This window comes from Acinetobacter sp. F-1 (assembly GCF_022869025.1).
GTDB classification, from domain to species: domain Bacteria; phylum Pseudomonadota; class Gammaproteobacteria; order Pseudomonadales; family Moraxellaceae; genus Acinetobacter; species Acinetobacter pseudolwoffii.
In genome coordinates this window covers 58748-85363 of sequence record NZ_JAJKFX010000007.1, presented here as the reverse complement: position 1 = coordinate 85363, position 26616 = coordinate 58748, and the positions used below count along the sequence as shown (strand labels likewise).

The 26616-nt window shown below is 43.3% G+C and carries 20 protein-coding genes; 15 read left to right on the top strand and 5 right to left on the bottom strand.

What is annotated here, in order from left to right; genetic code table 11:
• The first annotated feature begins 191 nt into the window (after positions 1–191).
• The 3 genes from LOZ91_RS08445 (at position 192) to LOZ91_RS08435 (ending at position 3250) form a co-directional block, all read left to right on the top strand.
• Complete coding sequence (locus LOZ91_RS08445; protein WP_004280337.1) at positions 192–1001, top strand: formate/nitrite transporter family protein; 810 nt, start codon at positions 192–194, stop codon at positions 999–1001.
• A 66-nt stretch (positions 1002–1067) separates the two neighbouring features.
• The gene (locus LOZ91_RS08440) at positions 1068–2798 is read left to right on the top strand and encodes a bifunctional protein-serine/threonine kinase/phosphatase (protein ID WP_180191010.1); all 1731 of its coding nucleotides are present in this window, start codon (positions 1068–1070) and stop codon (positions 2796–2798) included.
• Positions 2799–3052: 254 nt separating this feature from the next.
• Complete coding sequence (locus LOZ91_RS08435; RefSeq protein ID WP_004646985.1) at positions 3053–3250, top strand: hypothetical protein; 198 nt, start codon at positions 3053–3055, stop codon at positions 3248–3250.
• A 158-nt stretch (positions 3251–3408) separates the two neighbouring features.
• Here the strand turns inward: LOZ91_RS08435 and LOZ91_RS08430 are convergent, their stop codons facing one another.
• Complete coding sequence (locus LOZ91_RS08430; protein ID WP_004280333.1) at positions 3409–3576, bottom strand: hypothetical protein; 168 nt, start codon at positions 3574–3576, stop codon at positions 3409–3411.
• A gap of 330 nt (positions 3577–3906) precedes the next feature.
• Between LOZ91_RS08430 and LOZ91_RS08425 the strand changes: the two genes are divergently transcribed.
• Both LOZ91_RS08425 and LOZ91_RS08420 read left to right on the top strand, forming a co-directional pair.
• Positions 3907–4824, top strand: coding sequence for a LysR family transcriptional regulator (locus tag LOZ91_RS08425; RefSeq protein WP_005096924.1), 918 nt, complete (start codon positions 3907–3909; stop codon positions 4822–4824).
• Positions 4825–5325: 501 nt separating this feature from the next.
• On the top strand, positions 5326–7533 hold the full coding sequence (locus LOZ91_RS08420) for a TonB-dependent receptor (RefSeq protein ID WP_180049407.1): 2208 nt from the start codon (positions 5326–5328) through the stop codon (positions 7531–7533).
• 67 nt (positions 7534–7600) lie between these two features.
• Here LOZ91_RS08420 and LOZ91_RS08415 read toward each other — a convergent pair whose 3' ends face one another.
• Together LOZ91_RS08415 and LOZ91_RS08410 are read right to left on the bottom strand one after the other, a co-directional pair.
• Positions 7601–8209 (bottom strand): MarC family protein, encoded by a 609-nt coding sequence (locus LOZ91_RS08415; RefSeq protein WP_244783020.1) that lies wholly within the window; start codon positions 8207–8209, stop codon positions 7601–7603.
• A gap of 28 nt (positions 8210–8237) precedes the next feature.
• The gene (locus LOZ91_RS08410) at positions 8238–10274 is read right to left on the bottom strand and encodes a choline transporter (protein WP_005096920.1); all 2037 of its coding nucleotides are present in this window, start codon (positions 10272–10274) and stop codon (positions 8238–8240) included.
• A 270-nt stretch (positions 10275–10544) separates the two neighbouring features.
• Between LOZ91_RS08410 and betI the strand changes: the two genes are divergently transcribed.
• From betI to LOZ91_RS08385, 5 genes are all read left to right on the top strand, one after another.
• On the top strand, positions 10545–11123 hold the full coding sequence (gene betI / locus LOZ91_RS08405; RefSeq protein ID WP_005096918.1) for a transcriptional regulator BetI: 579 nt from the start codon (positions 10545–10547) through the stop codon (positions 11121–11123).
• 21 nt (positions 11124–11144) lie between these two features.
• The gene (gene betB, locus LOZ91_RS08400) at positions 11145–12620 is read left to right on the top strand and encodes a betaine-aldehyde dehydrogenase (protein ID WP_005096916.1); all 1476 of its coding nucleotides are present in this window, start codon (positions 11145–11147) and stop codon (positions 12618–12620) included.
• Positions 12621–12631: 11 nt separating this feature from the next.
• A complete protein-coding gene (betA, locus tag LOZ91_RS08395; RefSeq protein ID WP_005096915.1) occupies positions 12632–14287 on the top strand; it encodes a choline dehydrogenase in 1656 nt (551 codons plus the stop codon).
• Between the two features lie 128 nt (positions 14288–14415).
• Positions 14416–15186 (top strand): hypothetical protein, encoded by a 771-nt coding sequence (locus LOZ91_RS08390; RefSeq protein WP_244783018.1) that lies wholly within the window; start codon positions 14416–14418, stop codon positions 15184–15186.
• 334 nt (positions 15187–15520) lie between these two features.
• The gene (locus LOZ91_RS08385; RefSeq protein WP_244783016.1) at positions 15521–17722 is read left to right on the top strand and encodes an OsmC domain/YcaO domain-containing protein; all 2202 of its coding nucleotides are present in this window, start codon (positions 15521–15523) and stop codon (positions 17720–17722) included.
• 307 nt (positions 17723–18029) lie between these two features.
• On the opposite strand, the gene LOZ91_RS08380 is transcribed toward LOZ91_RS08385, so the two are convergent.
• Both LOZ91_RS08380 and LOZ91_RS08375 read right to left on the bottom strand, forming a co-directional pair.
• A complete protein-coding gene (locus LOZ91_RS08380; RefSeq protein WP_180049416.1) occupies positions 18030–19742 on the bottom strand; it encodes an electron transfer flavoprotein-ubiquinone oxidoreductase in 1713 nt (570 codons plus the stop codon).
• Positions 19743–19951: 209 nt separating this feature from the next.
• Positions 19952–20788 (bottom strand): IclR family transcriptional regulator, encoded by an 837-nt coding sequence (locus tag LOZ91_RS08375; protein ID WP_005096911.1) that lies wholly within the window; start codon positions 20786–20788, stop codon positions 19952–19954.
• 504 nt (positions 20789–21292) lie between these two features.
• Between LOZ91_RS08375 and LOZ91_RS08370 the strand changes: the two genes are divergently transcribed.
• The 5 genes from LOZ91_RS08370 to LOZ91_RS08350 all read left to right on the top strand — a co-directional run bounded on the left by LOZ91_RS08370 (position 21293) and on the right by LOZ91_RS08350 (position 26585).
• On the top strand, positions 21293–22447 hold the full coding sequence (locus LOZ91_RS08370; RefSeq protein WP_005096910.1) for an acyl-CoA dehydrogenase family protein: 1155 nt from the start codon (positions 21293–21295) through the stop codon (positions 22445–22447).
• A 31-nt stretch (positions 22448–22478) separates the two neighbouring features.
• Positions 22479–23678: an acyl-CoA dehydrogenase gene (locus LOZ91_RS08365; protein ID WP_005096909.1), complete on the top strand. Its 1200-nt coding sequence runs from the start codon at positions 22479–22481 to the stop codon at positions 23676–23678.
• A gap of 255 nt (positions 23679–23933) precedes the next feature.
• Positions 23934–25214 carry an MFS transporter gene (locus tag LOZ91_RS08360; RefSeq protein WP_004646972.1) on the top strand — a complete coding sequence of 427 codons (1281 nt, stop codon included), beginning with the start codon at positions 23934–23936 and terminating at the stop codon, positions 25212–25214.
• Positions 25215–25254: 40 nt separating this feature from the next.
• A complete protein-coding gene (locus LOZ91_RS08355; protein ID WP_004730985.1) occupies positions 25255–25926 on the top strand; it encodes a 3-oxoacid CoA-transferase subunit A in 672 nt (223 codons plus the stop codon).
• Entirely contained in the window at positions 25926–26585 is a 660-nt protein-coding gene (locus LOZ91_RS08350; RefSeq protein ID WP_005096908.1) for a 3-oxoacid CoA-transferase subunit B, read from the top strand. Before LOZ91_RS08355 ends, LOZ91_RS08350 begins: the two co-directional genes overlap by 1 nt.
• Positions 26586–26616: the final 31 nt, after the last annotated feature.

Genomic DNA, 26616 nt, shown 5'->3' with positions numbered 1-26616 from the left:
ATAGGATTTTTATTAGCCATTTAAAATAAGTGGCATGCTATTTGCTTTTATCTATATTAAATATGGCAACGGCGCCATGACACGATTGATCTGTTTGAATAATACAAGGCAAAGACGCCTAGGGTTGAAATAGACCTTAGGCGTTTTTTATTTGCAAACAGGCAAGTAATTTATATAAAGGGGATAAAAATATGGCTTATCTTGCTCCTGCAGAGTTTGCAAAAAAAGTGGTCGATGCCGGTGAGGCAAAACTTCATATGGCAACGCGTGATGTTTTAATTCGTGCGTTTATGGCAGGTGCAATTCTGGCACTGGCAGCAGTATTTGCCGTGACGATTGCGGTACAAACAGGGGTGCCACTGATCGGTGCGCTGCTATTTCCAGTCGGTTTCTGCATGTTATATCTATTAGGCTATGACCTGCTGACCGGGGTATTTGTATTGACTCCATTAGCCTGGTTAGACAAACGTCCTGGGGTGACGTGGGCACGTATTTTAAAAAACTGGGGACTGGTTTTTTTAGGTAACTTTGCCGGATGTTTAACCGTGGCAGTGTTGATGGCCGCAGTCTATACCATGGGTTTCGCCGCTGAACCGAATGCGGTCGGGGTGAAAATCGCCCATATTGGGGAAGACCGGACTTTGGGCTATGCCGAATATGGCTTTGCTGGCTGGATGACGATTTTTATCCGCGGCATGCTGTGTAACTGGATGGTGTCACTCGGTGTAATTGGCGCCATGATGTCGACCACGGTCAGCGGAAAATTCATCGCGATGTGGATGCCAATCATGCTGTTTTTCGCCATGGGCTTTGAACATTCAGTGGTGAATATGTTCCTGTTCCCATTTGCCATGATGATGGGCGGTGATTTCTCGATTACAGACTATTTCTTGTGGAATGAATTACCGGTGGCACTGGGGAATCTGGTGGGTGGTCTGGCACTGACAGGTTTGGCGCTCTATACCACGCATGTACGTACTGGCGATAAAAAAGAATTCTAATCTGAGCATGATGATTTATGTCTTGAGATTAAAGGGATCAATTCGATCCCTTTTTGAGTATTTAAAATGAATAAAAAATTAAAGATCAGTGTCGGGCAATATTCTTCCGCTGGAATCAAAGCACAGAATCAGGATTTCCATGGGGTCTATATTCCTGAAGGTCACGCGCTTAGCAGTAAGGGCATTGCCTGTGCAATAGCAGACGGGATCAGCAGCAGCAATGTCAGTCATATTGCAGCAGAAACTGCAGTCAGCAGTTTTTTATCGGATTATTACTCGACTTCGGAAGCATGGAGCACCCAAACTTCGGCAGCACGGGTCATTCGTGCGACCAATTCCTGGTTGTATGCACAAACCCAGCAAAGCCGCGGACGTTTTGATAAAGACCGGGGTTATATCTGCACCTTTAGTGCACTGATTTTGAAACAAAATAGGGCACATATCTTTCATGCAGGCGATAGCCGGATTTATCGCATTCAGACACAAGCCATTGAACAGTTGACGGCTGATCACCGCGTTTGCCTGTCATCAACAGAACATTATTTAAGTCGTGCACTGGGTGCCGACCATCGTATCGATGTCGATTATCAGCAGCTTGAATTATGTGAAGATGATTTCTTTATCTTGATGACGGATGGTGTCTATGAGTTTATTGATATGCAGCTCATATCGGAGATGCTGCAACAGCAACAACATCTGGATATCATTGCCAAGTCTATAGTCGAACTGGCCTTAAAGCGGGGTAGTGATGATAATCTCACCATTCAAATCATTAAAGTGGAACAGTTGCCTGATGAGGAATCCTTTCATATCAAGAGCCATGTTTTATTTCCGCAACAGCTGAGTCATGGCGACCTGTTTGAAGGTTATCGAATTGATAAAATCCTACACCAAAATCATCGCAGCAGCCTCTATTTGGCGCATGATGAAGCAACACAAAATCAGCTGGTTATTAAAACCTTGTCTGTCGATGTGCAGGATGACCTGCAAGCGATGGAACAATTTCAGCTGGAAGACTGGGTATCGAAACGCTTAAAACATGAAAATCTGCTGCAATGCTATCCACATAAGGGCAGCAAGAAGTTTTTATTTCAAAGTTATGAATATTTACAAGGGGAAAGCCTAAACCGATGGCTGCACCGTCATAAAACTGCTTTAACTTTACAGCAGTTGCTTCCGATCATTGAGCAGGTGGCCAAAGCATTGAATGCCATGCACCGTCTTGAAATGCTGCACCAGGATGTACGACCAGAAAATGTCATGCTGCTCGAACCAGCCGATACCTTGAAAGTGAAACTGATTGATTATGGATCGACTGCGGTCAGAGGTCTGGTTGAACTGAATCCCAAACACGCAGATGTTCCTTTGGGAACCTTGGCCTTTATGGCACCTGAGTATTTTATTGGACGCTCACCCTCAGTAAAATCAGATCAGTTCTCGCTGGCGGTGATGAGTTATTATTTATTAACCCGACAGTTGCCTTATGGGACGGACCTCGCGCGCTGCAAGACCGAAAAGGCCTTAAAGCAGGTTCGATATCATCCTCTCTATGAGTATCGACCGGATCTGCCACATGGCTTGGACGCAATCTTTAAAAAAGCGCTTTCCATTCGCCCGGAGCAGCGCTATGAAGCACTTTCAGCCTTTATATATGATCTGAAACACCCAGATATCAAATTTAAAAAATCAGTTTCACGCCCTATGCTTGAAAAGCATCCAGTCACTTTCTGGAAATGCTGCACAGCGATTCTTTTTTTGTTATTGCTCTGGGTGTTTGCACTATATTTTAGCCAATGAAAATAATCCAAATAAGCTGTTGAACGATTTTTTTTGACTGAAGTAAAAAATCAGATGTGATTTGAGCTGAGATGTAGTCAAAATATCTATTTATTCTTATTGCAGATTTTTCTATTTTTACGATGATTGACTCTGTTTTTTCGAAGATTATCCCTATAAAATAGAAAGTGCAGTTAAAATCTAAGTAAGCATAAAAACATTGGAATAATAATTGCTTATTTTTAATACCATTAGAATAAAAAGGCAGATGAGACATGAAAATTCAATTTTTTAAGCTGATTTTAATCTTGAGCAGCAGCATGGTGATGAGCCAAACCAGTCTCGCCGGAGATGGTGGCTTGCGTTTTGCTGAGAAAAATCAGGAAATAGCGGCACAAATTCAGGCCAAGAAAAAAACGGCAGAAATACAAGCGCAGTCCCTACAAGCAAAAGCCTCTACAGAAACGAAATAGTAAAATAGCACTCATCCAAGAAGGTGAGCTGTTCAGATTAGATCAGATGTATAAGATGTGGTGATGCGAAAAACTAGTCCATAACTTTTTAATACTGAAAAAAAACTCCCCATCTATTTTAAGAATGGGGAGTTTTTTATTTTGCATCTCAGGGAAAATTACTGAATTTGTTCCTCATCCTGTCTTTCCTGACGCAGCTGATCACGTTGTCTCTGTGGATCATGAAGGCCTAATTGACCTCGCTGGATCTCACGATCCTGTTTTTCTTGAGGATCAAGTTGTTCTTCAGTGAGTTCTTCATCATTTCGATCGATTGGATTCGACATAGTCTTTCATCCTCTAAAATACTTTCTAATTTTTATTGTATGAGTGCAGCAAAATTATTCTGTAACTTTTATACTTGAGTTAGTTTTCGATCTTGTTGCTGCTGTAAGTTTAAACGATATTTAATGGGTTATTTTAATGATGTTTAAGTTAACCAAGAAAACTAAATTAATAAAAATTGAGGGAATAGAAATTTAAACCTATTAATCCAATAGGTGAATATATCTCATTATTCTGGTTTTAAAATGAGAAAAACTAAATAGAATAAGAGAAATGGGTTATGCTTAAGACAGATCAAGTGTCATCCGTCTTTTGAATTTCCGGTATTTTCCATGATAGAACTCCGCCATTTAAGAACCCTGACTGCTCTGCGGGAGCATGGCTCCCTGGTTGCAGCCGCAAGTGATTTATGTTTAACACCATCGGCCTTGTCACATCAGCTACGTGAACTCGACCAATGGTTCGGGGTTGAAGTAGTCAATCGGCGTAGTCGCCCTGTGAGCTTTTCTAATGTTGGAGAACGGTTGCTAAACCTGGCAGATGAAATATTACCGCAAGTTCAAATTGCACAGAGTGATATCAGCCGTATTGTGCATGGCCAGACCGGGCGAATTGTTTTTTCTTCTGAATGTCATAGCTGTTTTGACTGGCTAATGCCGCTACTCAATCAATACCGGATGCAATATCCGGATGTAGATCTGGACTTTGCTTCAGGTTTTGAATCGAATCCGCATGAATTATTGCAAACTGGAGAGTTTGATCTGCTGATTACGGCTGATCCGATTGCGCTTAAAGGCATTGAATATTTTCCGATTTTTGAATATGAATCACGCTTGGTTTTATCCAATACCCATCCACTGGTACGTGCGAAAGAGATTACTGTTCAGGAACTTGCTGAAGAAACGCTAGTGACTTATCCGGTGGATAAACACCGTTTGGACATTATGTCGCGCTTGTTTATTCCCGCTAATATTCTACCAAAAGCCATTCGCACCACCGACTTGACTCAAATGCTGATTCAGTTGGTGGCAAGTGGTCGCGGGATTGGTGCATTACCTGATTGGGTGGTCAATGAATATGAGCAGAAAGGCTGGGTGACATCACGCCGTTTAGACTGTGTGGCGCCTGAAGGCTTACGTCGAACTTTATACGCCGGCTATCGCACAGAAGAAAAACAGAAAGATTATTTTGAAGGCTTCTTGAAACAGCTGGATCGGTTTTCCAAGAAAAGACAGGTCTATTACAGCTAATTTGCGAATAGTTAAATATATTTAGTCCGTTATTTTTAAAAATTCTGCATCGTCAGGATTTTTAAAAATTGATTGTTTTTCTCTCAAGGATTTCAATTTTTCTATAAGGTGATGAGGTTAATCTTGTCTACTTTAAATCAGAAAATATACAACTTCGGCCAACTTTCGAAATTAAAGAACTGGTTTGGTCGATTATAAATTTTTCTACTTATCACATTTTGCCAAGTGGAAATACATCTGTACAGAATTAAATTACATATTATTAAATATCAGTTACTTAAAAATTAAGTTCTTGGAACTTGTGAGGATGTGGTTTTGATCTTGCAAGTTGATTTTTAATAAAAAGATTAAATAAAATGAAAAAACATACGCTGATCAGTCAATTTTTTGGCAGAAAATAACTCCTGAAAATAACAATGTTGATCTATGCTACAGCATAATTTTTAAACTGATTTCCTCTCATAAAACGGAATCACTTATACAGGACTGTATAAAATCGCCATGCACATGACAAAAATTCCTCTCAAGAAAAGCCCGCTGAGCCTCATGATTCTGTCGATTGTCTCAGGTCATCTTTATGCTGAAACTGCCGTAGAACCGGACAATGTTCAACAGCTGAATACTATTGTGATCAGCGCTGAGCAAAATGCCAATCCGCAGCAGCAATATCAGAAAGAGCTGGCTCAGGTTTCAGGAGGAACGAATTTCATTGGTGAGCAGCAATTAGAACAGCAGCGACTTGCAACCACAGCCGATGTGTTCCGTTTACAGCCAGGAATTTATGCCCAGTCTGCAGGGAATGAAGGTGCAAAAATATCGATCCGTGGCTCAGGAATCAACCGGACTTCAGGTGCACACGCATCCGGTACGCACGTCCTGATTGATGATATTCCATTTACCGGACCGGGTGGTACAGCGTATGAACTGCTAGAACCCTGGTGGATTGATCATGTCGGCGTCTATCGCGGAGCCAATGGCTTTAAACAGGGTGGACTGGCCTTAGGTGGAACAATCAACTATAAATCCAAGACTGGCGCTGATCAGGATGGCTCTGAACTCAAATATGAAATGGGCAGTCATGGTTATCAGAAATATCAGTTTAGTACCGGCCGAAAGCTGGATCAGATGGATTATTATTTGGCGCTGACGGGTACCCAGTTCGATGGGATTCAGGATCATGCTGAAGGCGATGGCAAAGGTCTGGCTTTTAATTTGGGCTATCAAATTAGTCCGGATATCGAAACCCGTTTTTATGCCCGTTACCGTGAGAGCAAGCATTTAACTCCAGGTCGTATTACGCAAGAACAGCTCAAAAATGATCCTGAAGCAGCGAATAGCTTTAATTTAGCGGTAGATGCCAAACGGATTCAGCCAGGCAGTACCTGGTTGGCCAATACTACGACCTGGAATTTACAGGATGATGCTAAACTGACCGGCAGTCTGGCTTATCATCATTATCCGCTGGATTTACGTGAAAGCAGTTATCGTACTAATGTCGATTATGAAGATATTACAGCGCGCTTCCAGTATGAAAGGCCTTATCAGTTTCTAGGTCTGGAGCATCAGGGGCGTATTGCCTTGCGTAGCACCACTCATCGCCCGGACAGTGGGGTTACTGAAACTTTAAGATTTAATACAGAAATTGGTAATCAAACGTATCCGGTAGACACAGTTACCCGCCGCTATACCTATCGTGGTTCAGACAACGTGCTGCAATTTGATCAGGAAACTACATTAAATGATCAGTTCAAATTAGATCTGGGATTGGCAGCTGTGTATACCCATCGGGAAAGTGAAGTTACTTATGCAAATATTCTTCCCGACCCAGATTCAGGTCCTGAGGTAGATCCTAAAGTCAGTCGTTATGAATGGAATTTTGCACCACGACTTGGGTTGACCTATCAGCCGAATGACTCTGTGCAATGGTTTGCCAATTTAAGCCGCAGTATTGAGCCGGCACATCCTTGGGCGATGGCATGGTCTTCACCTTATTATTATCCTAAAGACAATGGAGCTGCATCAAATCGAGTGCGTGCGCCAATCTATTTGGACACGCAAACCGCCAATAGCTTTGAACTGGGCGGACGTGGACAATCGGGCTTTGGAGACTGGGCACTGAGCTACTATTATTCTAAAGTAAAAAATGAACTGTTAACCTCTGAAATGATTAAGGATTATGGAGATACTGTTGATCCCAATACACCAAAGGAAAGAATCGGTGTAGAAGAAAATGCGACGCCAACGATTCATCAAGGGGTGGAGCTAAGCCTGGATACGCCATTGCATGAATCCCGATATGGCGAGCTGCGTCTGCAACAGGCTTATACGCTTAGCGATTTCCAGTATAAAAATGATCCATTGTTTGGCAAGAACCAGTTGCCAGGAATCTCTAAACATCTGTATCAGGCTCAACTGAGTTATGCTTTGAATAATGGCCTCTATATTGGTCTGAATACTGAATATGCATCCAAAATGGCGCATGATTATGCCAATAGCCGTTTCAGTGACGACTATCAGATTTGGGGCATTGACTTAGGTTATGCACCAGAACATCAATCATGGAAAATCTGGATCAACTTTAAAAATATCACCGATGAGAAATATGCTGCGGTCGTGATTCCAGGCCTTAACGACGGTGGGAAAGATGAAGCTCGTTCTTCGCCGGGTGAAGGTTTTTCTACTTATGCCGGTGTGTCATTTAAATTTTAATTATTTAAAAATTAAAAAAAGAGCGGGATATTTCCCGCTCTTTATATTTATCGATAGAAAGGATTTATCAGGTTTCTAATATTCCTGTAACACCTGTCACGATCATATCGATGGCAATGGTACCGATTAAAAGCGCTGCAACACGACCTACAATATCGACATACAGGTCAATATAGTTTGAATACTTGTGCTGTAAATGATCATGCAGGTATTTCATCAGGATCAGCAGACTACAAGTCAGAAACAGGGTAAAGAAAATCACCAGAATGGTTTGCATTAAACTGAGCTGTATACCGGTGATCACAGATGCCGAAATGGTGCCCGGACCAATCATAAACGGCATGGCAATCGTGCCCGCCAGATGACTGGGCGCTCCACGCATCACGCCAATCGTATCAGCACCTTCAAAGACATAACGATAGCCAATCACCAAAAAGATAATACCGCCAAAAATCTGGAAGGACTCAAACCGTACATGCAAGAATTCATTAAAGAAGGCTTCACCGGTTTTTGCAAAAATGATGAACACAATAAAGCTGATCAGACTGCCCTGAATCAATGCCATGTTGAATATTCTTGCGTCGGAATTACGGATAATTCCGAGCATATAAATACTCATCAGAAAAGGATTGAGCAGGGAGAAAAACAGGGCAAATGCATTCAAACTTTCTGACATTATTGATTCCTTCCGTAGTTGAGAGATCCTAGATTTCACGATCCGGGAACAGCGGACGTTTACCTGGGCTGATCCGGTTAATATGCAGATACATCATATGGCGTTCATATTTATCCAGGATGTCATTGATCACCTGTTCCTTACTATAACCGACCAGATCGTTGCCCTGAGAGCCTTCAAACAGATAACTTTCCAGACGATAGTAATAACGTTTGGTTCGTTTACCACGTGAACTGAAATTTGGCGTGTCATAGCGTACCGGCCATATTTCATAGACAAAGTTTTCTTCTTCATCGAGCTGAATGGTCAGATCTAGGTGATACAGTTCAGGTTCTTCCTCAAGTGATTTTTCCTGAATATTGACTTGAATGCCTTTATCAATTAACTCGGTTGCAACCGCCTCGATGGCCGGCTTGCAGACATTGTCCAGCATGGTCCGGGTCTGGGACAGGCTTGGATGCAGCATGACCCGGCTTAGACGCTTCTTCCAGTTCAATATATCCACATTGCCGACCACAGGTGCCGCATTCAGACTGGTACTGGCCTGTCGAAAATCCTCCAGACGTAAGGACTTATATAGTCCCGCCATCACAAAGAAAATGACGAAACTAAAAGGCAGGCCCATAATAATCGTGGTGTTCTGTAATGCTGTTACGCCATTGGCCATGAGCATTGCCAAAGTTAGCAAACCGATGGCAATGGCCCAGAACACACTCAGCCAGCGCGGTGAATCATGCTCAATATTAGTGAATTTGGTGGTGAAATTTCCCAATACCAATGCCCCTGAATCCGCTGAGGTCACATAGAACAGCAAGCCGGTAATGGTGGCGACACCTGCAGTAAACATAAAGCCTGGATACTGCGCCAGCAGATCATAAAAACCATGTGCCGGATTTTCTAAAACTGTCGTAGCAAGTTGAGTATTACCATCAAAAATCACGCTATATAAAGCACTGTTACCGAAAATAGACAACCAGGTCAGGGTAAATAACAGAGGAATAACCAAAGTCCCGGTGACAAATTCACGAATGGTACGACCACGGGAAATACGGGCCAGAAACAGACCGACAAAAGGTGACCAGGCGATCCACCATGCCCAGAAGAACAGGGTCCAGCTATTCATCCATTCTTTCGGTTGTTCAAAAGGGAAACTGGTTAAAGAAAGTTTCGGGAACTGGCTGATATAGTCACCAAAATTCTGAATCAAGGCAGCTAATAAAAACTCGGTATTGCCTACAAACAGAATGAATAGCAGCAGCCCAATTGATACATAGATATTAATTTCAGACAGGATCCGGATGCCTTTATTGACACCGGCAGTGACTGAAATAATAGTAATAATCACAGCAACAGCGATGAGTGCAGCTTGAATCCAGATATTTTCCGGTAAATCAAACAGCACATGCAGGCCATAATTTAATTGCACAACGCCAATCCCGCAGGTGGTGGCAATACCAAAAATCGTGCCGAGTACTGCAGCCGTATCCACAGTATGGCCGATCGGACCATTAATTCTTTTTCCAAAGATCGGATAAAGTGCCGATCGGATGGTGAGCGGTAAATTGTAGCGATAACTGAAATAACCCAGGGCGACCCCAATCAGCGCGTACATACTCCAGCCGGTTAAACCGTAGTGAAATAGGGTCCACACCATGGACTGGCGCGCAGCTTCAAAGGTTTCGCCTTCGCCTACAGGCGGATTCATATAATGGGAAAGTGGTTCCGCCACCGAGAAAAACATCAGGTCAATCCCGATTCCGGCAGAAAATAGCATCGCCGACCAACTCAGCAGGCTAAATTCTGGCTTGGAATGTTTGGGGCCTAATTTAATCTCGCCATAACGGGAACAGGCGATAAAAATGATAAAAACCAGATACAGCGTTGCCGCCAGCAGGTAATACCAGCTAAAGGTACGACTGACCCAGTTTAAAATATTAATAATGACTTGATTAGCTTGTTCATTAAATAAAATGGTGATGATAGAAAACAGCAGAATAAGTGTCGCCGAAAAATAAAAAACTACTTTATTCAGACCATCTTGCATATCTTCTTTTTTCTTTTGCATAAATTCATGACCATCGTTTTGTTGCCGGATGATCTACAGTGCAGTGTGATTTAAAAGCAAAAGCCTGCGGTAAAGCTTCCTTGTTTTCGTTAATTACAAACTTTTGCAAATCCAAAACAAACTGCGCTGTACATCAAGGGTGAGCTGGCACTATAATTTTTATTAATTGAACGTTCAATTAAAAAAGCGTTTATGAATTGTTACATCATTCAGCTATTTGCTCTAGCAGAGTGATTTTTTATTGCTACATCCGTTATTCAGGTTAGTCCTATGCCCAAAGTTGGTATGCAACCGATCCGTCGTCAGCAACTGATCGATGCCACCTTAGCTGCAGTGAATGAGCTAGGTTTTGCAGAAGCTTCAATTAGTCAGATTGCTCAGAGGGCAGGTGTCTCAACCGGCATCATAAGTCATTATTTTCGAGGTAAAAATGGCTTGATTGAAGCCACAATGCGTTACTTATTGCAGCAGTTGGGTAAATCTGTTGCAGAAATGCAGTCCAAAGTCGATGGCGAACCTGAACAACGTTTACTGGCAATTGTGCGTGGCAACTTTGCTGCACCACAAACAGATAAAGCTGCGATGAAAGTATGGCTGGCGTTCTGGGCTAGCAGTTTGCACCAACCTGAATTACATCGTTTACAGCAGATTAATCATTACCGTTTACATTCCAACCTTAAATATGAATTCATGAAAAAGTTGAGTAAAGACCAGGCAGAGAAAGCTGCTCAAGGTTTGGCAGCATTGATTGACGGATTCTGGTTAAGAGGTGCTTTGGTAAATGGCGAAATTGACCCAGAACTGCCGATTGAACTGTGTAGTGAATATATCCGGCAACAACTCAAATAACCCACCTGCGAGGAAATTCCATTGACAACATTCAAACTGCAACGTCCTTATATTCATGGACAATATGTCGATGCAACATCCAATAGCACGTTTCAAACGATTAATCCTGCAACTGGAGAAATTCTGGCAGACGTGCAGGTATGTACGCGAGATGATATCGATCGCGCTGTTGAATCGGCACAGCAAGGACAAAAAGTCTGGGCAGAAATGACGGCGATTCAACGTTCCCGTATTTTGAACAAGGCTGTCGCTATTCTTCGTGAACGTAATGACGAGCTGGCACGTTTAGAAAGTCTCGACAGTGGTAAAGCTTTCAGTGAAACATCCACCGTCGATATTGCGACAGGCGCAGATGTACTCGAATACTATGCAGGTATTTTGCCAGCATTAGAAGGCCAGCAAATCCCGCTCAGAAGCAGTTCGTTTGTCTATACCCGCCGTGAACCTTTGGGTGTGGTTGCTGGGATTGGTGCGTGGAATTATCCGATTCAAATTGCCTTATGGAAATCTGCACCTGCACTGGCAGCGGGCAATGCCATGATCTTTAAAGCCAGTGAAATAACGCCTTTAACTGCGCTAAAACTGGCAGAAATTTATACTGAAGCCGGTGTGCCGCATGGTGTATTTAATGTGGTAACCGGTAGTGGTGAAATTGGTGGCTATCTGACTTCACATCCGGACATAGCCAAAGTTTCATTTACCGGTGGTGTCGCGACCGGCAAAAAAGTCATGGCCCAAGCTGCGAATTCCAGCCTGAAAGAAGTGACTATGGAGCTGGGTGGAAAATCCCCGCTAATTATCTGTGAAGATGCCGATCTGGATCTGGCAGCAGATATAGCCATGATGGCCAACTTCTACAGTTCCGGTCAGGTCTGTACCAATGGTACCCGCGTATTTGTACCTTTAGCCTTGAAAGCCGAATTTGAAGAAAAGATTCTGCAGCGTATTCCTTATATCCGGATGGGGGATCCACTTGATCCTGAAACCAATTTTGGTCCAGTGTCCAGCTTCTCTCATATGGAAAAAGTGTTGGGCTATATTGAAAAGGGCAAGATCGAAGGTGCACGCTTATTGTGTGGTGGCGGCCGTGCTGAAGATGAGCAGTTTGCTCAAGGCGCTTATGTGCTACCAACGGTATTTACTGATTGCCGTGACGACATGACCATTGTCCGTGACGAAATCTTTGGTCCAGTCATGAGTATTCTGAGTTATGACTCAGAAGAAGAGGCGATTCGTCGTGCCAATGACACCGAGTATGGTTTGGCAGCTGGTGTCGTGACACCAAATCTGGCACGTGCGCACCGTATTATTCATCAAATCGAAGCCGGCATTTGCTGGATTAATACCTGGGGCGAATCACCGGCAGAAATGCCAGTGGGTGGTTATAAACATTCGGGTGTCGGTCGCGAGAATGGTATTGTCACGCTACAGCAATATACCCAGACCAAGTCAGTGCAAGTTGAACTTAGTCCTTTCCAGTCTGTATTTAGCGCATAAGGGAGGATTGGATGAATTACGATTATATTATTATCGGCGCAGGTTCGGCAGGAAATGTGCTAGCAGCGCGTTTAACTGAAGATCCGGATGTAAAGGTCCTGTTGCTGGAAGCGGGTGGACCAGATTATCGTCTAGATTTCAGAACACAAATGCCGGCTGCATTAGCTTATCCATTACAGGGACGACGCTATAACTGGGCCTATCTGACCGACCCCGAACCCCACATGAACAATCGCCGTATGGAATGCGGCCGTGGTAAAGGTCTGGGCGGATCTTCACTGATTAATGGCATGTGCTATATCCGTGGTAATGCTATGGATCTGGAACAGTGGGCCAGCCTTAAAGGTCTGGAACACTGGAGCTATGCCGAATGTCTGCCGTATTATAAAAAAGCTGAAACCCGCGATATTGGCGGCAATGACTATCATGGCGATTCAGGCCCGGTTTCAGTCGCAACGCCTAAGAATGGTAATAATGAGCTGTTTCATGCCATGGTCGAAGCTGGGGTTCAATCCGGTTATCCACGTACTGATGACCTGAATGGCTATCAGCAGGAAGGTTTTGGGCCGATGGACCGTACCGTAACGCCGCAAGGCCGTCGTTCCAGTACAGCACGTGGTTATCTGGATATGGCCAAAGGCCGGGATAATCTCACGATTATTACTCACGCCATGACCAACCGGATTCTGTTTAATCGTAATCAGGCAATTGGTGTGGAATATTTTGAAGGACAAAATACCTTACAGCCGATTCAGGTCTTTGCGGATCGTGAAGTATTGCTATGTGCGGGTGCAATTGCCTCACCGCAAATCCTGCAACGCTCCGGTGTAGGTCCGGCCGAACTGTTAAAAAGTCTGGATATTCCTGTGGTTCAGGAGTTGCCTGGTGTGGGTGAAAACCTGCAAGACCATCTGGAAATGTACCTGCAATATAAATGCAAAAAACCGGTTAGCTTATATCCGGCACTCAAGTGGTATAACCAGCCGATGATTGGCGCTGAATGGTTATTTTTAGGTAAAGGTATTGGAGCCAGCAACCAGTTTGAAGCCGGTGGTTTTATCCGCTCTTCCGACGAATTTGAATGGCCCAATATCCAGTATCATTTCCTGCCTGTGGCGATTAATTATAATGGCACCAATGCCATTCATGAACATGGTTTTCAGGCTCATGTGGGCTCTATGCGTTCGCCGTCACGTGGCCGTGTTCGTCTGAAATCCAAAGACCCGTTTGAGCATCCAAGTATTCTGTTCAACTATATGAGTACCGAGCAGGACTGGCGTGAATTCCGCGATGCCATCCGCATTACCCGGGAAATCATGCATCAGCCGGCATTAGATCCCTATCGTGGTGAAGAAATCAGTCCGGGAAAACATCTACAAACAGATGCTGAAATTGATGAATTTGTTCGTAATCATGCAGAAACCGCGTATCATCCATCGTGTAGCTGTAAAATGGGTGAGGATGACATGGCGGTTGTCGATGGTTATGGACGCGTACATGAAATGCAGGGTCTGCGCGTGATTGATGCCTCGATCATGCCTTTGATCATTACCGGCAACCTCAATGCAACTACGATTATGATCGCTGAAAAACTGGCAGACCATATTCGTGGCAAGCCTGCTCTTGCGCCTTCATCTGCACCTTTTTACAAGGCGCCTCGCGCTTAAATCATGGTTTTATTCCTGTTGTCTAGCAAAGCAGGAGTAAAGCGAATTTCAATTTTGTCCCAAAGCGGAGATAAAACCTCGACTGCTTTCGATTTTATCTCCGCTTTGCTTAATACATTTTATATTTTATGAAAATATTCAATCAAACAGTGCTGTTTGGCTGCGCTGCTGTTTCAAGTTTTTACTGTTATGCCGATGATGCGGAAGTAAAAAAAATAGAAGCAAGCGGAAACTTGAGTGTGGTATCCAAATATGTATCCCGTGGTTTGACCAATGCACCTGAAAATGACGACGTTGCTGTACAGGCAGGGCTGAATCTAGCTTACGGCAATTTTTATGTCGGATATTGGGGATCTACGCTTGGATATTCTTATGCAGAAGTGCAGGGGCGTCAGGGACATCGTTCAGACAAATTCGAGCATGATTTTCTGGTGGGTTATACCCATAGCAGCGAAAATTATGACTGGGATCTATGGAACGCAACCTATTATTATCCGGGCGGCAAGCATACTACCGGAAATGAGCTGGGTTTAAATGTAAGTCGTACGTTGAATGATCAGACCAGTATCGGTGCCAGCGTATCAACCTATCTCTATGATGTGGCTTATGCCAATCAGGGCGATACCTTTTATACACTGAATCTGAGCCATCAATTGAATGATCGCCTGAATGCCAGCGTTACGGCAGCAGGGAGCTATTTTAACGATGAAGGCAAATATGAGGGCGGTGAACTGGGCGATACCCAAAAACAGCATGCCTTCCGTTATGCGTCTGCCGGACTCAGTTATGCGCTTTTACCGCAGTTGAGTGTGTCGGGTGAATATATCTTTGGCGGTTATGACCGCTATGCTGACAAGCAGCGTAATCTTGCAGTATTTGCCCTGAGTTATGATTTCTAAGATTATCTCAGACTAGGCAGGTGAAAATCTGCCTCATCCGCAACCTTGATTGATCATATAATTCATGACTTGAAGTAGATTCATGCTCCTGTAGCTCAGGAAAGACTGAGGGCCTAGTTTAATCTGCCAGAATTTCAGACAAACATTATCAATTTCATAAAATAATTCTATAATAGCGGCCATTCTCGGCAGCGTTATCCAGACACTTAGTCAAATGGCATAACCTGACCATTTTCTATTTTTCATTCAAGTTCTCCTCCGTGAACCGGCTTGTATATTCAGATTCAGCATCTTATCTGTCCGTGACGGCACATAAGAATATTTAGGTATCCACATGGAAATTAAGGTCAATTATCTCGATAATCTACGCCAGGAAGCCAAGTTCGATGACTTCACGGTGATTGCCGATCAGCCGATCCGCTATAAAGGCGATGGTTCGGCACCTGGCCCATTCGATTATTTTCTGGCGTCGTCGGCACTTTGTGCGGCTTATTTTGTCAAAGTATATTGTGCAGCACGTGATATTCCGACTGATAATATCCGCCTTTCGCAAAATAATATTGTTGATCCTGAAAACCGCTATAAACAGATTTTTAAAATTCAGGTGGAACTGCCGGCTGATATTTCTGAAAAAGATCGCCAAGGAATTTTACGTTCGATCGACCGTTGTACCGTCAAGAAAGTAATTCAAACCGGTCCTGAATTTGTCATTGAAGAAGTGGAAAGTATCGATGCAGATGCTCAAGCCTTGTTAATGCCAAGTCTGGCTTCTGATCATACGACTTTCATTCCGGGTAAAGACCTTCCGCTGGAAGAAACCATTGCCAATATGTCTGCAATTCTGGCAGGCCTTGGCATGAAGATTGAAATTGCGTCTTGGCGTAATATCGTGCCGAATGTCTGGTCATTGCATATTCGTGATGCGCAGTCGCCAATGTGTTTTACCAATGGTAAGGGCTCGACCAAAGAAAGTGCGCTGGCATCTGCCTTGGGTGAATTTATTGAGCGTCTAAACTGCAACTTCTTCTATAACGACCAGTTCTGGGGTGAGGATATTGCCAATGCCGAATTTGTGCATTATCCAGATGAAAAATGGTTCCAGCCAGGTCCGAATGGCGAACTACCTATAGAAGTTTTAGATGAACATACCCGTGAAATTTATGATCCTGAAGATGAATTATTGGGTACACATTTATATGACACCAACTCTGGGAACAAGGCTCGTGGCATCTGCTCATTGCCATTTGTACGTCAATCTGATGGTGAAACCGTTTATTTCCCGTCCAATCTGATTGAAAACTTATACCTGAGCAATGGGATGAGCGCCGGGAATACGCTGGCTGAAGCTCAAGTACAATGTCTGTCTGAAATTTTCGAACGTGCGGTAAAACGTGAAATTCTGGAAGGTGAACTCACACTTCCGGATGTGCCTGAGCATGTTCTGGCAAAATATCCAAAAATTGTTGAAGGCATTAAAGGTCTGGAAGAACAGGGCTTCCCGGTTCTGGTCAAGGATGCTTCTTTAGGCGGTCAGTTCCCGGTCATGTGTGTCACCTTGATGAACCCACGTACCGGTGGTGTATTTGCCTCATTTGGTGCCCATCCTAACTTTGAAGTGGCATTAGAACGCAGTCTGACTGAGTTGTTACAAGGCCGTAGTTTTGAAGGCCTGAATGATCTGCCAAAACCAACTTTTAGCAGCAATGCAGTGACTGAACCGAATAACTTTGTTGAGCATTTTATCGACTCGAGCGGTGTAGTGTCTTGGTGTTTCTTCAGCGCGAAATCAGATTATGATTTTGTCGAGTGGGATTTTACTAATAACGCTCAAAATTCGAATGCGGACGAAGCTCAGGAATTATTCACGATTCTGGAAGACATGGGCCATGAAGTTTATATGGCGGTGTATCAGCATCTAGGTGCAACAGCTTGCCGTATTCTGGTACCGGGCTATTCGGAAATTTATCTGGTAGAAGATCTGGTTTGGGACAATACCAACAAGGCTTTGTTATATCGTGAAGATATCCTGAATCTGCACCGTCTGAATGATGAACAATTGGAAGCATTGGTTGAGCGTCTGGAAGAAGCAGATGAGGATGACTATACCGAAATCAAAACCTTGATCGGTATCGAGTTCGATGAAAATACTGAATGGGGCCAACTCACTATTCTTGAACTGAAACTGCTGATTTATGTGGCTTTGCAGCAATTTGAAGAAGCCAAAGATCTGGTTGAGCAGTTCCTGCAGTTCAATACCAATACCGTTGAACGTGGCCTGTTCTACCAGTGCATGAATGTCGTTCTGGAGGTCATTCTGGATGATGAAATGGAACTGGAAGATTATGAACACAACTTCCGTCGTATGTTTGGTGATGCCCGTATGGATGCCGTTTTAGGTTCAATTGAAGGAACAGTCCGTTTCTATGGTTTGACCGAAACCAACATGCAGCTTGAAGGGCTGGATCGTCATCTACGTTTAATTGACAGCTATAAGAAATTGCATGCAGCGCGTGCCAAGTTTGTGGCTCAGCAATAATCCATAGAAGAATGACTAAAATTTTTCGTCATTTGTTTTAAATCTTAAAGATGGCTTACTCGGTTTCGAGTAGGCCATTTTTATCTGTGACCCTATATGCAATCTTTTCTATTTTTCTATTTTTCTATTTTTCTATTTTTCTATTTTTCTATTTTTCTATTTTTCTATTTAAAAATTTATTAATCCCAGCTCCCGAGGGAACTGGGATTACCTAAAAAATTAAAGTGAAGTGTTAGTACTAACTGCTTCAAGATTGGGTATGTGAATGTGAGAAATAAATATATTTTTCTTCTTCACAGGAATTACCTTACATATTCGGGTAATTCGGACCACCACCACCTTCCGGTGTTACCCAGGTGATGTTCTGGGACGGATCCTTGATATCACAGGTCTTGCAGTGCACACAGTTGGCTGCATTGATCTGGAAGCCTTTTGAACCATCATTATTCTCCATGATCTCATAAACACCCGCCGGGCAGTAACGCTGCGCAGGCTCATCCCATGTCGGTAGATTTACTTCTACCGGAATTGAAGCATCGGTCAGTTTCAAATGTGCTGGCTGGTTCTCTTCATGCACGGTATTCGATACAAACACCGAAGACAGACGGTCAAAGGTCAGCTTACCATCCGGTTTTGGATAGTTCGGCTTGAAGCTTTCAGCTGCCTGGGTTTTTAACGCAGCATGGTCCTGAACCAGATCATGCAGGGTGAACGGCACTTTAAATATGTTCTGGTCGATGAAATTGAATGCACCTCCCATCCATTGACCGAACTTGTGCATGGCAGGACCGAAGTTACGTGAGTTATACAGCTCTTCTTTCAGCCAGCTGTTGTTGAACTTGTCGGTATACGCGGTCAGTTCTTTGACAAAGAAATCTTCGCCTTCCACTACACGTGCCACCGCCAGATCACCGCCTTTTTCTACACCGGCAGCAATCGCTTCAAACACCGCTTCACCGCAGAGCATGCCGGATTTCATTGCAGTGTGTGAGCCCTTGATCTTGGCAAAGTTCAGGAAGCCGGCATCATCACCAATCAAAGAACCACCCGGGAAGGTGAATTTTGGTAATGAGTTAAAACCACCTTTGGTCACAGCACGCGCACCATAAGAAATACGCTTACCACCTTCCAGATACTGCTTGATCAATGGATGGGTTTTCCAGCGCTGCATTTCCATGAAGGGATACATATGCGGGTTGGTGTAAGACAGATCTACGATCATGCCCAGAGTCACCTGGTTATTCTCAGCATGGTATAACCACCAGCCACCTGAAGAACCAGTTTCATTTAGTGGCCAGCCGGCACCGTGCATCACCAGACCCGGTTTATGCTTGGCAGGATCGATTTCCCAAAGCTCTTTAATGCCGATACCGTAATGTTGCGGATCCGCGTCCTTGTCCAGGTTGAACTTTTGGATCAGACGTTTACCTAAATGACCACGGCAACCTTCTGCAAAAATCGTATATTTGGCATGCAGTTCATAACCCGGGGTAAAGTTATGTGTTGGTTCGCCATCTTTACCAATACCCATGTCACCGGTTTGAATGCCTTTGACTGTGCCATCTTCATGATAAAGAATTTCAGAGGCGGCAAAGCCCGGGAAGATTGACACTTCGAGTTCTTCAGCTTTCTGGCCTAACCAGCGCACCACGTTGCCGAGCGAGATGACATAGTTGCCATCATTGTGCATGGTTTTAGGCACCATCCAGTGTGGTGCTTCCTGTGGTTTTTCATCTGACAGCAGGAAGAAGGTTTTATCTTCAGTCACCGGAACATTCAGCGGGGCACCCTGTTCTTTCCAGTCTGGGAACAGCTCGTTCATGGCACGCGGTTCAAGCACAGCACCAGACAGAATATGTGCACCGACTTCGGAGCCTTTTTCTACGACACAAACGGACAGATCGTTTAAGTTGTTTTCAATTGCAAGTTGACGAATTTTGATCGCAGCAGAAAGACCCGCAGGGCCTGCGCCTACGATGACGACGTCAAACTCCATCGATTCTCTTATTATATCTTCCATAATGTAAAATCCAATTTCGCTATACGATATTTATAGCATTATCTAAATCGGTTATGAAGTTTATTTTTGATCTTTTTATTTGAAATAGGACTTTATCTATTTCACAGCATTAAAAAAGGTTTGCGGCAAATTCTGGGTAAAGTAAGAAGATGTGTAGACTGAGTATTCAATAAAAAGAGCGACTTAATGTCGCTCTGATGATTAATTTTTTATATGTTATTGAGATTCATCGCAATATTATTCACCATGTGAATCAGACGTGGTCCAATTTCATTTTCCAGTTTTTCTTGGTTTAACAGATAACTTGGAGCACCACAGTTAAATGTTAAAATTCCATGTTTGGGATGAACTAGTGGAACTGCCACGGAATTCACATCTTTTGCCCAGTCACCTAGAGACAGACAGTAGCCATAATCCTGATAATCACGGATTGCACGTTCCAGATTACGCTTGATGGTTAGCCACTGATCTTCGTTTCTTTTCTTGATCGCGTCAAATAAATATTCGCGTTCCTTTACATCCATCGCTGCCAGACAGGCGCGTCCCATGGCACTGCTATGAATCGGTAAAGTCGAACCGACAGGGCGGCGCATGGTCAGCGTCGATTCTGTATGTACCACTTCCAGATAAATCATGCTCAAACGGTCACGGGTAGCCATTGCCACAGGGGCTTGGGAATAGCGTGACATTTCTTCCATAAACGGATAAGCCTGAGTCCGTGCAGAAATATTACTCAAAGCTGCATAGCCTAAAGCCAATACGCCAACATCCAATAGATATTTCGTGGTATTTGGCAGTTGTTTTAAATAACCTAAAGAAACCAGGGTGCTGGTAATACGCGCTACAGTCGGCTTGGGCAAGTTGGTTAATTGTGCAATTTCCTGATTACCAAGCAATTGATTGGTCGCTGAAAAGCAACGCAAGATTTCCAATCCACGCGCAATAGACGCAATAAATTGAGGATTATTTTCTCTATGAATATGTGAAATCGGATCTAAACGGATTTCATCAAAGTTGGGAATTTCACCAGTTTTATTTTTTGTCATGGTCAGGGCAATTAAAGTTAAATTAATGAATATGATAGCAACATAATTTCACGATACAAAATAAAACACTTCTACAAAAGATAAAATATAGGAAAAAGTGCCGAAATTATTTGTGGTCGAAAAGAATCCTGTTACCCAACTTTGAAGACAATATAAAATCATCTAGTTTTTGAGGTTTAATACGTAGCCAACACATTTAAAAAGTTTCGATTTCTCCGAAAGAGTCAGTGATCGATAAATATTACAGCAAGAAAAAAGGTTTAATTATCTATTCAAAAAAAACTGATAAATAAAACAATCATCCATCAAAATATTTCGTATCGTGAAATTAAATCTTAAACATAAATTAACTGGAATACCAGAAAAATTTCATTTTTTAGTTAAAATATAAAATTTTTAATAATTTCACTTGCTCAAAATGATTTTATATGATTATTTATTTCGTAATACGAAACAAAAATAAGGGTAAAGGAATTTACCTAAATTATATCCATGGAGATTCATATGATTCGTGATCCGGAAATGCTAGACCAACTTCTGTCAACGATTCGCGATTTTGTAAAAAATGAACTGGTGCCTCTTGAGCATGAAGTAGAAGAGAACAACGCCATTCCTGAACATATTGTGGAACAGATGAAAGAGCTGGGCTTGTTTGGCCTGACGATTCCTGAAGAATATGGTGGTTTAGGCATTACCATGGAAGAAGAAATTCTGGTCGCGATGGAATTAGGTCATACATCGGCTGCCTTTCGCTCTTTAATTGGTACTAACAACGGCATTGGCTCAAGTGGCATTGTAATTGATGGTACAGAAGAGCAAAAACAGAAATATTTACCGCGTTATGCCACGGGCGAAATTATTGGTTCATTCTGTTTGACCGAACCGGATTCAGGCTCAGACGCTGCTGCTTTAAAAACCAGCGCTGTCAAAGACGGCGATTATTATATTTTAAACGGAACTAAACGCTTCATCACCAATGCGCCACGCGCCACGACATTTACCGTGATGGCACGTACCAATCAAGAGATTAAAGGTGCTAGCGGTATTTCAGCATTTTTAGTTGAAGCAGGCACACCTGGTTTAAGCCTAGGTAAAATTGACAAGAAAATGGGTCAGCATGGTTCTTATACCTGTGATGTAATTTTTGATAACTGTAAAGTGCATAAAGATCAGCTGATTGGCGGTGTAGAAGGAATTGGCTTTAAAACAGCTATGCGTGTGCTGGATAAGGGCCGTCTGCACATTGCCGGTTATAGCGTGGGCATGGCAGAGCGTATGCTGGAAGACGCACTTAACTATGCAGTGGAACGCAAACAGTTTGGTCAGCCCATTGCGAATTTCCAGCTGATCCAGGGTATGTTGGCAGACTCTAAAGCCGAGATTTATGCAGCCAAATGTATGGTGCTGGATGCTGCGCGTCTGCGTGATGCTGGTCAAAATGTTACGACTGAAGCCTCTTGTGCAAAAATGTTTGCAACCGAAATGTGTGGTCGAGTAGCTGATCGCTGTTTGCAGATTCATGGCGGAGCGGGTTATATCAGTGAATATTCAATTGAACGTTTTTACCGTGATGTGCGTTTGTTCCGTTTATATGAAGGAACCACACAAATCCAGCAAATTATTATTGCGCGTGAAATGATTAAACAGGCAACCGCCTAATCTCATAATTTTAAAATAAGGAAATATTAAAATGACGACAAAAATTAGATTTGATTGGCAAGACCCGTTTTTAATCGAACAGCAACTGACGTCAGAAGAGCGCATGATCCGCGATGCAGCGGCAGCGTACTGTCAAGACAAACTGATGCCGCGTGTACTGGAACAGTTCCGCCATGAAAAAACTGATCCGGCCATTTTCCGTGAGATGGGTGAACTTGGTCTGCTAGGCCCAACCATTCCAGAACAGTATGGTGGTGCAGGTTTAAATTATGTCAGTTATGGTCTGATTGCCCGTGAAGTTGAACGTGTCGATTCAGGTTATCGCTCAATGGCCAGCGTACAAAGTTCTCTGGTGATGGTACCCATTAATGAATTTGGTTCTGAAGAGCAAAAGCAAAAGTATTTACCAAAATTAGCAACCGGTGAATATATTGGTTGCTTCGGCTTGACCGAGCCAGATCATGGTTCTGATCCGGGTAGCATGATTACCCGTGCTAAAAAAGTCGAGGGTGGTTACCGCTTAACAGGCGCAAAAATGTGGATTACCAACAGCCCGATTGCCGATGTATTTGTAGTTTGGGCCAAAGAAGTATCTGCTGAAGGCAATGTCGGTGACATTCGTGGCTTTATTTTAGAAAAAGGCTGGGAAGGGCTTTCTGCTCCAGCAATTCACGGCAAAGTGGGTCTACGTGCCTCAATCACCGGTGAAATTGTGATGGATAATGTCTTTGTACCGGAAGAAAATGCATTTCCAGAAGTACGTGGCTTAAAAGGTCCATTTACCTGTCTGAACAGTGCCCGTTACGGGATTGCCTGGGGTGCGATGGGCGCAGCAGAATTCTGCTGGCATACCGCGCATCAATACACCATGGACCGTAAACAGTTTGGCCGACCACTCGCTGCGAATCAGCTGATCCAGAAGAAACTGGCAGATATGCAAACTGAAATTGCCCTTGGCTTACAGGTGGCTTTACGTTTTGGCCGCATGAAAGATGAGGGCATTGCTTCAGTTGAAGGTACGTCTTTAATTAAGCGTAATAACTGCGGCAAGGCACTGGATATTGCCCGTTTGGCCCGTGACATGATGGGTGGAAATGGCATTAGCGATGAATTCGGTGTGGCCCGTCATCTGGTTAATCTGGAAGTGGTAAATACCTATGAAGGTACCCATGATGTACATGCCCTGATTTTAGGTCGTGCACAAACCGGAATTGCAGCCTTTTGCAACTAAACCTGACATCAACCTCTAGCCAGCATTGCTGGCTAGATTGTTTTACGGGTTTAAGAATTGTGCTTAATCACATCTTTCAATGTATTGCTACGTGATTTCTGCAGAGAAAATTTATCAAGAACTTTGAAAATCATCTTCATACCACTTTGTTCAAGTGTGGTAATGATCAGTAAATATTCTATATTTCACCTAAATAATTAAGTGAAATATGCGTTTTAAAAAGGCACAGGAGTGCCGAAAAGTAGAAAGAGCATTATGGATACGATCAGTTCACAACAACACCCAGTGGAAGGTGGAAACGAACCCAAGCAAAGAGTCTGGATTCTGGCCTTTATTTTCTCATTTTTAGCATTACTGGTTGATGGTGCTGATATTGCGTTATTAGCCTACAGTCTGACCAGTCTGAAACAAGAGTTTTCATTAAGTAATATGCAGGCCGGTGCCTTAGGGAGCTGGACGCTTGCAGGCATGGCTATCGGCGGTTTTTTTGGTGGCTGGGCTTGTGACCGTTTTGGCCGGGTTCGTGTGATCGTCATTGCCATTGCATTATTTTCTTCATTAACCTTCTGGTTAGGATTCGTAGAAAGTTATGATCAGTTCAAATGGCTGCGCTTTACGTCTGCGATTGGACTAGGTGCTCTATATATTGCCTGTAACACACTCATGGCAGAGTATGTACCCACCAAATATCGCTCTACAGTATTGGCAACGCTTATGACTGGCTGGACTTTAGGCTCGGTGGTCGCAACTGTTCTGGCTGGATGGCTATTGCCTGAATTTGGCTGGCGATACCTCTATTATATTGCCATTATTCCAATTGTACTGGCCTTCGCGATGTACTTCTTGGTGCCTGAGCCGAAAGCCTGGTTAGATGCGCGTAAAGCACGCCTGGATGCAAAAGCCAGTGGTATTCTGCAGGAAAAACCAAAAAATACTTTTAAAATGATTTTTGAAGATGCACTTAGCCGCCGCATGTTTATCCTCTGGTCCTTCAGTACCGCATTTTTACAGTTTGGCTATTATGGAGTCAGCAACTGGCTACCGGCGTATTTAGAGACTGATCTGGGAATCAAGTTTAAAGAAATGACCATGTATATGATCGGGACTTTCCTGATCATGATGTGTACCAAAGTTATTGCCGGTTTTATCGCTGACCGGATTGGCCGTCGTGCGGTATTTGCTTTCGGCACTATGGGTACTGCAATTTTTATCCCTGTGATTGTCTTTGGTAATACGCCGGATAATATCCTCTGGCTGATGTTATTTTTCGGTTTTCTCTATGGTATTCCATACGGTATTAATGCGACTTACATGACAGAAAGCTTCTCCACCAAAGTGCGTGGAACAGCAGTGGGTGGGGCATATAACGTAGGCCGACTGGGTGCGGTGTTTGCACCTCTTACCATTGGCTATTTTGCTCAAGGAGGCTCAATTGGTACCGGCTTACTGATTATGGGCATTGCCTATTTTCTTTGCGGCCTGATACCCGCTTTCTTTATTAAAGACCGCTTATTTGATCCACAAAAGGCAGATTAATCTGCACTCGTAATATAGATAGAACATGCTAGGAAGCAATATGATGAATAAAATCACGCAGGATATCGAGACGGTACTTAAGCAAATTCCTGATGGTGCACACATTATGACCAGTGGTTTTGGCCTGGCAGGTCAGCCGGTAGAATTAATCGAAGCATTAATTGACTTTGGTCCTAGAGACTTAACCATTATTAACAACAATGCAGCTTCTGGAGATCGTGGTCTAACCAATCTGCTGTTGTCTGGACTGGTTAAAAAAATGATCTGTTCATTTCCACGGGCCAATAACTCAACCGTCTTTGAAGATCTGTATAAAGCCGGAAAAGTTGAGCTGGAACTGGTGCCACAAGGCAATCTGGCCTGCCGTATTCAGGCAGCCGGTGCAGGCTTAGGAGCTGTTTTTACTCCAACCGGTTTTGGTACCAAAATAGCTGAGGGTAAAGAAACCCGTAATATCAATGGAAAAGATTATGTGCTGGAATATCCGATACATGCTGATTATGCCTTGGTTTATGCCAATCAGGCAGATCAGTGGGGCAACTTGACCTACCGTAAGGCAGCACGGAATTTTGGTCCGATCATGGCCAAAGCAGCAAAAACCACCATTGCACAAGTCCATCAAGTTGTGGAACTGGGAGAACTTGATCCAGAGATCATTGTAACGCCAGGAATTTTTGTACAGCATGTGGTCAAGGTTGGAGATATTAAATAATGAATATTCAAAAACGTAGTCGTGAACAGATTGTAGCTAAAGTTGCACAAGACATTCCAACCGGCTCTTTTGTAAATTTGGGTATTGGTTTACCGACACGCGTAGCAGGTTATTTAAAACCTGAACAAGGAGTAATTCTACACTCGGAAAATGGCGTTTTAGGTTTTGCTGCATTGAGTGATCCTGAACAGGCAGATGATGATCTGATTAACGCCGGCAAAGAACTCGTAAGCATGTTGCAAGGTGGCAGTTTTATGAATTCTGCCGACTCTTTCGATATCATGCGAGGCGGGCATCTGGATATCTGTATCATGGGGGCTTTTCAGGTCGCTATTAATGGTGATCTGGCGAACTGGCATACCGGTAATGCTGATGCTGTACCTGCTGTAGGCGGTGCGATGGATCTGGCAGTGGGTGCTCGCTGTGTCTATGTTTGCATGGAACATGTGACCAAAAACGGTGAGGCAAAAATTGTTGAAGAACTGACTTATCCTCTAACAGGTAAACATTGTGTCAACCGTATTTATACTGATTTGTGTGTGATTGAATTAAAAGACCTACAAGCTCAGGTTATTGAAATAGTGGATGGCTTAAGCTTTGAAGAATTACAACAGCAGACAGGCTGTAAATTAGTGGACAGTCGTCAACAAGCAGCCTAAAAATAAGTCCGCAATATTCTGATTAAGTAAA